Source organism: Dyella thiooxydans, from assembly GCF_001641285.1.
Taxonomy (GTDB): Bacteria; Pseudomonadota; Gammaproteobacteria; order Xanthomonadales; family Rhodanobacteraceae; genus Dyella_A; species Dyella_A thiooxydans.
Genome location: NZ_CP014841.1, coordinates 3,425,912 through 3,438,263 on the forward strand (window position 1 = coordinate 3,425,912; position 12,352 = coordinate 3,438,263).

The window sequence follows — 12,352 nt, forward strand, 5'->3', positions numbered from 1 at the left end:
GGAACACGGCGCCTTCCGGAGTAGGACATCACTCGGGATCTCCCTTCTGGTTGGATGGCGTCGACTCGCCGATGAACGGGTGGAGCATTCCTGCGGTCGAAGGACGCCGCAGGCGCGCAAGCCCCTTGCTCTCAAGCTGACGAATTCGCTCTCGCGTCACGCCAAAGTACTGGCCTACCTCCTCAAGCGTTCGGCACTCGCCGCCGTCCAATCCGAACCTGTAGACGAGAACCTGGGCCTCCCGCTCCTTCAGCGTTTCTAGCGCATCCTGCAGTGTGCTTCTGAGATTGGCCACAATAGCGAGAGTATCGGCCTGCCTCTCTTCATCATCTTTGACTTCAAGAACGTGGGCCAGAATTTCGGGGGCTTCGTCCCAACAACATACTTCAGGGACCGACAGTGCTTTCCGCACCTCTCCCTCATCCATGCCGGTCCGCGATGCGATCTCTTCATACGATGGATCCTCAACGCCAGCGGCATCCAGTATGCGGCGCACAGCATTCACCTTGTTGATCTTCTCCCGCATGTGCACAGGCACACGGATCATGAATCCCGAATCGGCGATAGCTCGTGTGATTGCCTGTCGGATCCACCAGGTCGCATAGGTGGAAAACTTGAAGCCACGCCGGTAATCAAATTTTTCGACTGCGCGCAGGAGGCCTAGATTGCCTTCCTGAATAAGGTCGATTAGTGGAATCCCGGTCCCCATGTACTTTTTTGCAATCGAGATTACCAGCCGGTAATTGGCGTCTGCCATCTGGGAGTACAGCCGGCGGATCGCCTCAAGTGGCGCGGAAAGATCACAGTCGTGATCTCCCTGGTCCCTGAGGTGTTCCGCCACCAGCCTTATGAACGCGGGAGTCGGCTCCAGAGCAGCAAGATGGCTCCTGATGTCACCTGTCAGAGGCGCTGATGCAGTGGAGGAGGAAGCTGACTCTCGGAGAAGTTCGACTCGCTCTGCAAAGGCATGGATTCGACTCGATTCGGCGCTAACATGCGCGCCGGCATCATCACCGATGTCGTCCTCCGTAGCGCCGTCGTCTTCGTCGTTGTCCTCGGTCCCAGGACCCTCATCCACCAGACGGGTAAGACCAGATGGTGCCCTTTGGCCAGTGAGGATGGAGGTTCCGACCTCGATAGCCGCAGCGGTGCCGGTTGGTGAGGTTGCGATGGTGTCGAGTGCGCGTCCAAGTGCGGTCTCTACCGCGCTCCCAACTCGCTGTTCGTCGTCACGAGTGAAGAGCCCCTTTGAGCGGATGTCAGCAACAAACCTTGTTAGCGGATCATTGAGTCTGGCCGACATGTCCTCTAGGTAAACGAACGCATCTTCTAGGGTTTCTGAGTACTCCTCGGGAACATCACGTTCCTCATCCGGTATCAGCCACTCCTCGTCGTCGTCGTCGATGACAGCGCCGAGCTCACCCAGAAGCCGCATCAGATGGTCAGGGAAATCCGGGTCAAGCTCACTCTCGGTGGCGTAGGCATACCGCGCCAATCGTGTTGCCGGCACTATTCCATAGTCGATCGCGTCAGAAAGCAGGCCCTCCAGCAATGCCCTCTCGGCAGGATCCAGAAGGCGCGTACGTCTCCGATCGCGCAGTGAAGCGGGTAGGTCAACTTCGACGTCAAGCCAGTCCCCATCTAGGTCGACTGCTTCGTGTGTACCGATCTGCGCTTGAAGAATGGTTGCTTCGGTCAGGCAGTCAGCGTCATTGCCGGGCGCTTCAACAGGGTCTTCCGTCTCCCAATCTCCGAGACTGGAGTCGTCATCTGCGGATGATTCTGAGGCGGACCCCTCACCCGAGGCCGCTAGTTCAAGCCGGATTTCATGAGTCTTGTGGCCTGGCGTATCTGTAGCGGCATTCCCTCCTGCCGCGAGGAGGAGTTCAGCAATATCAGGTCGGTCGGCTGCTTGTGCAATTGTTAGTGCGGTGTTCCCGCTGTTGTCTTTCGCATGGATGTCGGCACCGCGCTGGAGTAGAAGGGCACACAGGTCTAGGTAACCTTTTTGCGCCGCAATCATCAGCGGCGTCCGGCCGATGCTGTCCCGGCAGTCGACCGGGCGCCCGCTCTCCAGATGTGTTGCCGCACCCTCAGTGTCGCCATGCGTCAGCGCCATTCGGAATAGAGGATGCATCGGCGTAAATTCCTGTACCGCATTCATGGTGCAATGTCCGCCGCCATGAGTCCGTCTAATACAGGCGCGCCAGCAGTTGACACGTGCTGTGCCTTACGAACCGACCCGATATGAACTGTCTCGCCCACCATATTCGCTAGTAGTCCCTTACGCTCTTTGCCGTTGCCGGCTAATCGAGTATCGACCAGACGACCTTGGCGATCTGTCGAGCGATAATTGGCGGTACCGCATTGCCAACCTGTACAAACTGCTGTGTTCGGTTCCCGAGAAACAGATAGTCGTCGCTGAAAGTCTGCAACCGTGCCGCCTCGCGGACCGTAAGGCTCCGACACTGGCTGGCATCCCAATGAATAAATGCGTGTCCATCCTTCGAGAGATGGCTCGTGATGGTGCTTGAGGGACGATTGGGCAACTGCACACGGAAACGGTCAGCAAAGTCACCGCTGTCCGTGTTTGCATGCTCCGGCTTGAGGACCTCCGGGAATTCCGTCAACGGCAAGCATCGACCGTGCTCCATTGCGTATGAGGCGCAAAATAGGTAGCGGCCCAAGTCGGATTCCATGTGACCACGCGTTTCGTGGTTGACCACCACCTGTTGGTCACGGTGCCAGAGCTGGGCCGCAAATCCGGTAGGCTCAGCGGCATACGTGATTGACCCGCGTGGGAGGGCTGGATCTACCGGTATCGATAATATTCGGTTACGAAGCGAGGTCGAACCGCGGGAGAGTGCTGACGAGACTCGCTTCTTCTGGCGTTCCATGGCGGACGCCCACTCGTTGGGAACGTCGGCGCGACGGCTCAGTCCACTCCTCAGTGTCGGAAGACCGCTAAGAGCGTCTGTCAGACGCGGGTGTACGTCAGGTATATGCAGGCCAGCCACGCCCAAGGCGCGATCTGCGTGATCCGCGCGCACCCCCATGATGATTACCCGATGGCGCGCCTGCGGGACGCCGTGGTTCTCACAACGGATAACAAATTCCTTCGGATCTCCGGCCGCACGTTCGGGACATCGTGACGATCCGCTTTCCAAATGGATCGGCAGCAGTACGTAACGGTGTGAGGCTACGGAAGCCGATGATGCCTTCCCAAGGGCCTGGCCGGGATCCATCAGGTCCTCACGGATGCTTGCGAACATGTTTCGTCCACCAACCGTCGAGGAAAGGATTCCCTTCACGTTCTCCATGATGAAAACATCCGGCGTGAATCTCGATAGGATTTCGAGGTACTCGCGATAGAGGAAGTGGCGATGATCTCCTCTGGTCCTGAATCCTTTGACGTTCCGCTGTCGTGCGCGACCGACCACCGAGTACGCCTGGCACGGAGGTCCGCCGATCAGTACTAATCGTTCATGGCGCTGACGCACCTCATTGATTCGCTCGTATAGTGCTGAATTGTGCTCCGGCTCGCCCAGTTTCAGGTTTAGAGCCTCCTGAGCTGCCTCTTCCCACAATGTGCGTAGGGGTCCATCGGCAAAGTGGCTTTCGGGTGGTAGGGCTTTGCCCGCTGCGGCGGCCTGCAGATAAGCCAGGTACTGCTTCGGCATGTTGCCCTCGCGCTCACGCAGCAGCCGGTAAAACGCACGTAGACGAAGCGTCGCGTGGGCCGATTGTTCCATCTCGGCAGAGACGCCTATGCGGAACGGTCGGTATCCTGCGTTGGGTTCAAAGCTGCTGAAACCTTCACCCAGACCTCCCGGTCCGGCAAAGATATCGATGATGCCGATGGAGTTTTCTATGCGACGGCGTACTACTGTCAAGAGCTGAGGTCCGCGAATGGTCGACGTGATGAGTGCAGGCAAACGATCGGCACTGATGTCACGGATCAGGGGCAAGCACACGCGCCCCGAAATGCAGATCCGCAAACTTCTGTGGCATGCAGGCTTCCGCTACCGGCTCCATGGCCCGAAGCTGCCAGGCAGGCCAGATGTAGTCTTGCCGCGCTGGCGGGCCGTCATCCTCGTGCACGGTTGCTTCTGGCACTACCACGAAGGTTGCGTGCTCTTTCGACTCCCTGCAACTAGGACCGAGTTCTGGCTCAACAAGCTCAGCGGCAACCGGGAGCGCGACCGGAGGTCGATTCGTGAGCTGCAAGAAAGGGGCTGGCGCGTGGCTATTGTCTGGGAGTGTGCTCTCAAGGTAGACGAGGCGCGCGTAGAGCAAAGCCTCACGCGCTGGCTGCGCAGCGACAGTCCCGCAATTGAGGTTTTCCGGGACGGCACTGAGGTCGTCAACCTCACTGCCTCTGCCCTGCAATGAGGTCAGGTTCGGCTCCAACGTCATAGGAGTGGGGAAGTTTAGGCTGGCTAAATAGGGTGGAGATCCTATGTCTCATCGCATGAGACCAGATTCACCTTGGTCCGGAACGTAGTCCGACTCGTCTCCGAGTGCTGTTCTCGGTCAGGACTGTTCGGTTTCTTCTTCGACGTAAGTCAACAAGTGTCCGGGCTGGCATCCAAAGTACCGACATAGCTTGTCGATGACCTCCGTCCCGATGTTCGCCCCGGGCTGATTCGCCATCTTCGACAGAGTTGCTCGGTGAATGCCGGTGGCTTCCGCGACCTCGGTGAGCGAGACGACGCGTCGCTCCTTGAAGGCCTTGTCCGCGATGAGCTCGGTCAGCCGGAACCTGATCATAACTATCCGCTGAATGGCGTCGCTCAAGAGCGACGTTTGGTGTTTGCAGGCGACTCTCGTCGACTACTATTGGCAACAAGTGTCGCTTAAAGGCGACGCTTGTCGACCACAGTCAACGGGAGGATGAAGATGCAAACTTACCTGACCACCGAGCAGCTGGCTACCCGGATTCAGTACGACCCGCGGACGATCCGCAATCGCCTCAAGGACAACGTCCTTCTCGAGGGCGTGCACTACTTCCGCCCCTTCGGCGGCCGGAAGATCCTGTACATCTGGGAGCACATCGAGCGCGACATGCTCCGCCGCGCGACCGAGGCCGATATCTCCATCCCGATGGCCTCGGGGGCCATCTGCCGTGGGTAACGTGCGCTTCCGTCCCGACACCCAGCGCCTGTACTTCGACTTCTTCTACCAAGGGGTGCGTTGCCGTGAATACGCGGCGCTTCCGGACACGCCCGCCAATCGCCGCCAGATGGAAAAGCTGCTGGAGCGCATCGAGGCTGAGATCGAAGCCGGTACGTTCGAGTACGCCCGGACCTTCCCGGGGAGCAAGAAGGCCAGGCAGTTCATGAAGCTGGGGATGCTCGCACCGGCGGCTTCACCGGTTTCCCATCGCAAGGTGGTCGATCTGCCGAAGTTCCGGGAGTTTTCGGACCAGTGGTTTGCCGAGCACAGCCTCGAGTGGCGCTATACCCATAAAGTCGCGGTGGAATCGATCTTCAAGACCCACCTCATGCCGGCCTTTGGCGACCTATACCTCGATCAGATCGATCGCGCCAAGGTGATGGACTTCCGGCGTAAGCTCGTCGACCCGGAGCAAAAGAACGGGCGCCGCCGCGCTGTGCTCGCTCCCGCCACCATCAACCGGATCATCGGCATGCTGCGCATGGTGATGACCGAGGCGCAGTTGCGGTTCGGCATCGAGAACCCGTGCGCGGAAATCCGCCGGCTCAAGCTCAAGCGCACCGACATCCAGCCGTTCACGCTGGAAGAAATCAATCGCCTGCTCGCGGCCGTGCGCCCGGACTATCGCCCGTACCTCACCTTTCGCTTCTTCACGGGAGTGCGATCGGCCGAGGCCAATGGCCTGAAATGGAAATACGTCGACTTCGCGCGCGGCGAGGTGATGATCCGCGAGACGTACCAGGACGGTCGTACCGAGTACACCAAGACCGACGGCTCCCAGCGCGACCTGCAAGTGAGCGCCCCGGTGCTGGACGCCTTGAAGGCCATGCGTCCGGAGGGCTATGACGCCAATCCCCGCGCGTTCGCCGATACCTATGTGTTCCTGACGCGCGCCGGCAAGCCGGTGGACACGGCCAATTTCGTCTACCGGGTCTGGAAGCCGCTGCTGGAGCGCCTGGACATCCCGTACCGCCGCCCGTACGAGATGCGTCACACCTGCGCCACCCTGTGGCTCGCCGCCGGCGAGGCGCCGGAGTGGATCGCACGCCAGCTGGGGCATACCACCACCGAGATGCTCTTCCGAACATACTCGCGCTACGTGCCCAACCTGATGCGGCGCGACGGCACGGCGTTTGACCGGATGATCGCGGGTGCCATCCACGGAGGCGTTACGACGAGCGCGAGTCCGGGGGTGGAGCGATGAGTCACCTCCATCTCGTTCCTTCCGGTCCCTCGTCTTTCCAGCCATCCGGCGGATTGCCCTTGTGCCGGATGAGCGATTTGCCCGCCAGGAGCGGCCAAGCGATCCGCGGTCACTACCGCCTGGTCGGTGCGCTTGAGGCGATCGCTTCGACACTCCGACTGCAGCTGACGCTCGCCGACGCGACCGGATCGGTGCTTGGCTTCGTCTGGCCCGAGCATCGGCCGGCTGTGGAGTTGCCCGGTATAGGGTCTGCCGTGGACGTCCATGCAACGGTCCGCCTGCATGAGGGCAGGGCACAGCTATGCATCGCATCCATGCGTCCGCTGACCGTGGAGGCCGTGAGCTGCGCCACGGATCTCATGGCCGACCTGCACCACTCCGGCGGCTACCTGCCTTTGCGCGCGCTGGAGACCGGCCTGCCTGATCCGTTGCGGCCGTTCCTCCAGCGGGTGCTCCTGGATCCGGGCATTGGCGCCCGCCTCGCCACGTGCCGTGCCAGTGCCCGCCACCATCATGCCGACGTCGGAGGCCTGCTGCGCCACAGTCTCGAATCGCTCGACCTGATCGCGGCCATTGTGCGGCGCACCCTGCCGGGTGACGCCGATTCGGTCGGCATCGCCCAACTGGGCTACTTCCTCCACGACGTCGGCAAGATCTGGACGGTGGGCGCTGATCGCCGCCCGCCGTACCACCACGTCATCCGCCACGAAACCCATAACCTCCTGCTCCTTGCCGAGCACTTGGCATGGCTACGCGACCGGCGCCCCGACCTGCATGCGGGCCTGGTCTACGTCCTCGAATATCTCTCCCTTCCGGCCAGCGCCCGTCCCCGCCCACGGTACTTCCCCGCCGAGGTGGTGGTGCAGTTCGACCAATGGAGCGCCGCGGGGTTCTCGCGTCGTGATCTGAGGGCCCTGATCGCCCCGGTGGGGCAGTCGTCGTATCGCCCGCGGGCCAGCCACACGCGTGCGCCATCCTCTTCATAGACTGCGTCTCGCCACCTCGTGACGGCACACGAGGGCAGAGACGCACGATCCTCAAAACCCGGCGTCTCCCGAAATACGGAGGGTTGGCTCCTGCTAAGACCCCAGCGGCGAGACGATAAGCGCATCCCTGCTGATCGAATCGTCATAAGACATAAAAGATATCTGCAGTATCTTGACGAGGCACAACAGGCGAGCTACATTGCCCCCACGCCGCGACACAAAGGATATCTGTAATGTCTGAATCAAAAGCATCGGCCGGTTCCGCCGCAGCGGACCTGATTCTCGCTCTGGCCGAAGCCCTCCAATACATCTCCTATGACACGAAAGCCTCGGCTGCTCTTCTGGGCGTAAAGCCCGAAGCGTTCAAAGCCGACCTGCGGGACCGTCAGGACAGTGTCGCCCGGAAAGCGGCGCACCAGACGCGAATGGTCCACATGGCCGAGAGTCTCGAGACTTATGCTTGGGAGGGCACTTGGCCAAGAGACCAGAATGACCTGATGGAAAACCTCGCCGAGTTCGAGGTCGCCACCGAGTTGCTCAACGGCAAGCATGGCTGCTGCCTGATTGATCCGAACCACGACGTCCTTGTCCCCGAGGCATCCAGGAGCTGCCTTCTCGATGTCCTGACCGCGGCCCAGACGCGGCTCGCCATCGAGCTGGAATCGCTCATCAACGTGCCGATGCTCGCTGCACTTGCGCGCGTGTCCGAGAAAACCATCCGGATGGCGTCGAATCCGAATAACGATCGTCCGCTCAAGACGGTCAAGGACGGCTCGGCCACGTTCATCCGCAGCGAGGACGCACTGGAGTGGCTGGGTCGCCGCAGTGATTTCAAGCCGACTCGCTACCACGTCTCGGCAGAATCACGCCCTCGTCCCGTCACCTTTCCCGCGCTGGCCGAACATCTTCGGGCTGTCCGCAACGAACGCGGGCTGACGGTCGAAGCACTAAGTGAGGCTCTCAGTTGGAGCGATGACACGCTGGCTGCCTACCGGGCCCTCGAGACGGCCACGGCACCTGTGGACTTGGCCGCCTTGCAGCCACGGCATCTGGCGCAGGTGGCCAAACATCTCGAAATCCACGAGCCGCTCGAGTTTGCCCGGGAAAACTACCGGTTGATTGCCGGCGCCTTCAGCGAGGCACTGGTGAAGGAGCAGCTGGCATGACTCCGACATCGCATGCCCAACAGCGCATGGCACAGCGCGCCATCCCGGCCGACTTCATCGAGATACTGAGTTGCTTCGGGATCGAGAGGGCCGCAGGGCGAGGCGTCGAAAGGCTCTCCCTCGCACGACGTGAAGCCGAGCACTTGCGGCGCCGACTCAAGCATCTCCTGCAGCGCTGGGATCATCTCGTCGACGCGTACGCGGTAGTCACGGACACCAACACCCTCATCACGACGGCACATGACACGAAGCGTGGCCCTTCCCGGCGCACCGCCCGTTCCCTTTATCCCCTTTCCCGCCAAGGAGTCCTCTCATGAGCGAGATGCTCAATCGTTTCCGATCCACCGTGTTGAATCTGCAGTCCGCCAGCGTGCTGGATCAGCGGCTCCTGATCTCCCAATCCGGCGATCTCGCGACCTATTACTCGCCGTTCGAGCACCTCAATGAGCAAGCCCGGGTTGTGCTCGTCGGGATCACGCCGGGCAAGTTCCAGGCCCAAGCGGCACTCGACCAGTTGCGCGCCTGCCTGCGTGAAGGGTTCAGCGATGCCGATGCCTTGCGTCGCGCCAAGGAGACCGCGAGCTTCTCGGGATCCATGCGCACGGCCCTGGTTGAAATGCTCGACCGAATCGGGCTGCATGTGGCCCTTGGTCTTCGCAGCAGCGCGGACCTTTTTGGAACGGCAAGATCCCTCGTTCACTACACCTCGGTGCTGCGCCACCCGGTGTTTGCCAAGGGCGAAAACTACGCAGGCAATCCGGCCATCCTCCGTACGCCCTACCTCAAGGGCATGACAGACCAGTGGCTCGCTGATGAGGTACGAAAGCTACCGAACGCGCTATGGATTCCCCTGGGCAAGGAGCCGACGGCGGTCATGCGAAGTTTTGCCGAGCGAGGCCTGATTGAAGGCGATCGCGTGCTCGACGGCCTGCCTCATCCCTCGGGAGCCAACGCTGAGCGGATCGCCTATTTTTTGGGTCGCAAGCAGCGCGGGCAGCTTTCGTCAAAGACGCGGGCCGAGAGCATCGATTCGGCTCGGGACGTGCTCATTCGTAAAGTGAGTGGCGTGAGAGGCTAGTGCCCCGGCCCTTGGCGAGTTTCCTGGATGTCTGCTCCATGTCGCTCAGGTTGGTGCGTAGCAGGTAGACCACGAAACGAAGCACAGAATCAGGCCTAGGCCAATCATGACGGCGGGAGCCGTCATCCCTGTGCAACGCTGCGGTGTAGAGCCAAGTGGTCGGGGTGAGGGCGCTGATCTGGATCGCGCGGGAGGTCCAGCCGTTTGCCTGCATGCGCCTCGTATTCGGTGCCACGCAAGCGCTCAACAAGCTCGATCATGCCGTTCGCGTCGACCCACCACATTCCACGGTCAAAGAGCGTGTGGATGTCGCTGCGAAGGAGGAGGCCGTTGTCGACCCGATTGGTGTCTGGGCCGCGGTAGGGAACGATGTGCGCCGCTTCCAGAAGCTCCGGGACGATGCAGCCGGTGACGGCGCACCGTCCCTCGTAGGCTTCCAATAGCAAGGCGCGGAACTGTTGTTGCCCTTCGCGCAGCGCGATCGCACGCATGACTCGTTCTCGCGCGTCGTCTTCGCCTGTCAGTGGCTCGACTTCTCGCTCCATCGCGGTACGTGCCGCATCCATCGCTGCACGAAGCGGATGAAGTTCGACCTTCACCGCGATATAGGACTTGCCGCCCGGTTGAAGGTCCCACACGCCATGTCGGCGAATGTCATAAAGCTCATAGACGCCGTCCTCCCTCCGGAATAGCGCATCCTGCGGATGGCCTTGGTCGGATCGAAATTCACGGCGCGAGTGGTTGTGGTACCGCCGATTGGCGTCGTTAACCGTAAGTAGGCAAAGGCGGTCATTGGCGCGCGTCTTGGCTGCGGCCGGATGATGTTCTTCGAGCCACTCTTGGACCTGCTCGGTGGTGCTGGGTCCCAGTTCCTTGATCGCATCCAGGACGCGCCAATAGAGCGCCCCCATATCCAAGCGTTGCTGCTGTGCCACGTCCCGGCTCCCTGCTTTCTATAGGGCCATATTACCGAGGCACTGCTCACGGCCTGAGACGATCTGGCGGTCATGTAGGGGAGTTTTCCAACCTTTTGGTCATTGTCGCAATCAGCTAACCGATGCTCACTGGTCAGACCTTGCCATGCTCCGGCCCGTGCCAAAAGGTAGGTGTCGTCCTGGCACTCAAGCTTCCAGGTAATCCTGAAGCCCAAACGGATTGAGGAACTGCCGTCCCCAGAGTGCGTTGCGCTCGGCTTCACCCAATCCCGCCTCGCCGCATATCGCTTGCCAATGGGCCCTGATGGCCGAGAGCTGTGCATCAATGATGCCGCGCGCCTCTTCCCTGGAGAGCTGGAAGTGTGGCGCTGCCTCCACGCAGAGCGTCAGGCGACTGAAGCGACGGTCGCCGAGGATCTTCATGGCCTGGGTCGCTTCCTGCCCCGCACGGGGTTGGGGGCAGATGTCGTAGGCAGGCGTCAGCGACAGTCGCGTACCGTCCCAGAACGCGGCGTGGTTGCGCGCATGGTCGTCGGTGTTGCCGCACAGGATGTTGAAGACCAATCGCCCGAACAGTTCGTGCAGCGCAACCCGGGGCCGTTCGAAGCGATGGCGGATAATCTCGGCGAGATCCTCGTAGCTGGCGTAGGCGGCCATCATCTCGTCCAGCGCCAGCAGCGTCAGCGCCGAGACCTGGCCGCGTCGTCGCCATTGGCCATCGACATGCATCACGCGATCGAAGCGCTCGACCAGCAGCACGTCCTTGCCGGCCACATGCATCAGCTTCACGGGCGCCACGTCCAAGCCGACCAAGGCGGCCAGCCGCATGGCGAGAAATTCCAGCTTCACGACGGGCTGCACGTCCGTGCTGCTGGAGAACTTGGCAATCCATCGGCGGCCCTTATCCCACAGCGTCGCCTTGGGCCGGGCGCCGCCGATGGCGGTGCCGTGCTGGATGGCCTCGGCAAGGGCCGGGGAGAGCGGCAGGCCGCGTTCCACAAGCTCGGCGCTCTCCATGAGTTCTTCCAGCGGCGCACCATCGCCCTGACGCGGTATGTACTGGCTTGGCGAGGCCTGGAAATCCAGCGCACCGATCCGATCGGAGCCGGACTGCAGCAGATAGCTCAACTCATCGAGGATCGCGGTGTCGGCATCACGTCCGGCCTGTCCCAGCAACCGATTGAGGATGACCCGACGGCCCCACGCATCCGGAGCGGCGTCACGCAGGCACCCGGGCATGCTGAGGCCAGTGGGGAGGGGCAGCAGGCTCGGTTGGAGCGGGAGTTCCGGCAGGTAGAGCGGCACCGCCTCCTCGCGAGCGAGGTAGCTTTGGCCATAGTTGAATTGCAGCCCGGCCGGCGTCGCCGCCAATCGCCCGGCCACCACGGGGTCCACTCGGTCCGGTAGCCAGGTCCAGACGTATGCCTCACGCGGTGCACGCGCCTCAGAAGTCATCCTTTACCTCGTCGCGTGGTGCGTGCACGGTCTTGGGAAGGAGCGTCAGTCGGTCCTCGATCTCGCGGCCGTGCTTCTGCAGGGCGCCCACGTCCGGTTCGAACAACGAGACACCGAGGATGGCTGCCAACTCGAACACCACGCCGATTTCGCAGCGCGGATCCCCCTTTTCGATTCGGTAAAGCAGGTCCCGGGAAATGCCGGCTCGCTCGGCAAGCGCCTGGGTCGACACTTTCCTTTCGATACGGGAGGCACGCAGCAGGCTGCCCAGCAGGTTCAGTGCGTGCTGGGTGTAGCGCGAATAGGTGCGGTTGCGACTCCGGGCCATGGCCCATAGTAGTCTTATGAATAAG

Annotated in this window: 13 protein-coding genes; 7 read left to right on the forward strand and 6 right to left on the reverse strand. The window is 61.5% G+C overall.

Going from position 1 to position 12,352, the window contains the following annotated elements:
* Positions 1 to 28: 28 nt before the first annotated feature.
* Positions 29 to 2,164, reverse strand: coding sequence for a sigma-70 family RNA polymerase sigma factor (locus ATSB10_RS15440; RefSeq protein ID WP_083966252.1), 2,136 nt, complete (start codon positions 2,162 to 2,164; stop codon positions 29 to 31).
* A gap of 142 nt (positions 2,165 to 2,306) precedes the next feature.
* The gene (locus ATSB10_RS15445) at positions 2,307 to 3,968 is read right to left on the reverse strand and encodes a DNA cytosine methyltransferase (protein ID WP_236886440.1); all 1,662 of its coding nucleotides are present in this window, start codon (positions 3,966 to 3,968) and stop codon (positions 2,307 to 2,309) included.
* On the opposite strand from ATSB10_RS15445, the gene ATSB10_RS15450 reads away from it, so the two are divergent.
* Positions 3,949 to 4,392: a very short patch repair endonuclease gene (locus tag ATSB10_RS15450; protein ID WP_236886441.1), complete on the forward strand. Its 444-nt coding sequence runs from the start codon at positions 3,949 to 3,951 to the stop codon at positions 4,390 to 4,392. The two genes, ATSB10_RS15445 and ATSB10_RS15450, sit on opposite strands and share 20 nt — an antisense overlap.
* Positions 4,393 to 4,533: 141 nt before the next feature.
* On the opposite strand, the gene ATSB10_RS15455 is transcribed toward ATSB10_RS15450, so the two are convergent.
* Positions 4,534 to 4,797, reverse strand: coding sequence for a helix-turn-helix domain-containing protein (locus ATSB10_RS15455; protein ID WP_236886442.1), 264 nt, complete (start codon positions 4,795 to 4,797; stop codon positions 4,534 to 4,536).
* 102 nt (positions 4,798 to 4,899) lie between these two features.
* On the opposite strand from ATSB10_RS15455, the gene ATSB10_RS15460 reads away from it, so the two are divergent.
* The 6 genes from ATSB10_RS15460 (at position 4,900) to ATSB10_RS15485 (ending at position 9,609) form a co-directional block, all read left to right on the forward strand.
* Positions 4,900 to 5,133 carry a hypothetical protein gene (locus ATSB10_RS15460; protein ID WP_157469299.1) on the forward strand — a complete coding sequence of 78 codons (234 nt, stop codon included), beginning with the start codon at positions 4,900 to 4,902 and terminating at the stop codon, positions 5,131 to 5,133.
* Position 5,134: 1 nt separating this feature from the next.
* Positions 5,135 to 6,379 carry a site-specific integrase gene (locus ATSB10_RS15465; protein ID WP_205631064.1) on the forward strand — a complete coding sequence of 415 codons (1,245 nt, stop codon included), beginning with the start codon at positions 5,135 to 5,137 and terminating at the stop codon, positions 6,377 to 6,379.
* Between the two features lie 68 nt (positions 6,380 to 6,447).
* Positions 6,448 to 7,365, forward strand: coding sequence for a hypothetical protein (locus ATSB10_RS15470; RefSeq protein WP_063673635.1), 918 nt, complete (start codon positions 6,448 to 6,450; stop codon positions 7,363 to 7,365).
* 233 nt (positions 7,366 to 7,598) lie between these two features.
* The gene (locus ATSB10_RS15475) at positions 7,599 to 8,531 is read left to right on the forward strand and encodes a helix-turn-helix domain-containing protein (RefSeq protein ID WP_063673636.1); all 933 of its coding nucleotides are present in this window, start codon (positions 7,599 to 7,601) and stop codon (positions 8,529 to 8,531) included.
* A complete protein-coding gene (locus tag ATSB10_RS15480) occupies positions 8,528 to 8,848 on the forward strand; it encodes a hypothetical protein (RefSeq protein ID WP_063673637.1) in 321 nt (106 codons plus the stop codon). Before ATSB10_RS15475 ends, ATSB10_RS15480 begins: the two co-directional genes overlap by 4 nt.
* Positions 8,845 to 9,609 (forward strand): hypothetical protein, encoded by a 765-nt coding sequence (locus tag ATSB10_RS15485; protein WP_063673638.1) that lies wholly within the window; start codon positions 8,845 to 8,847, stop codon positions 9,607 to 9,609. Before ATSB10_RS15480 ends, ATSB10_RS15485 begins: the two co-directional genes overlap by 4 nt.
* 122 nt (positions 9,610 to 9,731) lie before the next feature.
* Here the strand turns inward: ATSB10_RS15485 and ATSB10_RS19770 are convergent, their stop codons facing one another.
* The 3 genes from ATSB10_RS19770 to ATSB10_RS15500 all read right to left on the reverse strand — a co-directional run bounded on the left by ATSB10_RS19770 (position 9,732) and on the right by ATSB10_RS15500 (position 12,327).
* Positions 9,732 to 10,544, reverse strand: a complete 813-nt coding sequence (locus ATSB10_RS19770; RefSeq protein WP_063673639.1) for an HNH endonuclease — start codon at positions 10,542 to 10,544, stop codon at positions 9,732 to 9,734.
* A gap of 186 nt (positions 10,545 to 10,730) precedes the next feature.
* On the reverse strand, positions 10,731 to 11,999 hold the full coding sequence (locus tag ATSB10_RS15495; protein WP_063673640.1) for a type II toxin-antitoxin system HipA family toxin: 1,269 nt from the start codon (positions 11,997 to 11,999) through the stop codon (positions 10,731 to 10,733).
* Positions 11,989 to 12,327 (reverse strand): helix-turn-helix transcriptional regulator, encoded by a 339-nt coding sequence (locus tag ATSB10_RS15500; protein ID WP_063673641.1) that lies wholly within the window; start codon positions 12,325 to 12,327, stop codon positions 11,989 to 11,991. Before ATSB10_RS15500 ends, ATSB10_RS15495 begins: the two co-directional genes overlap by 11 nt.
* Positions 12,328 to 12,352: the final 25 nt, after the last annotated feature.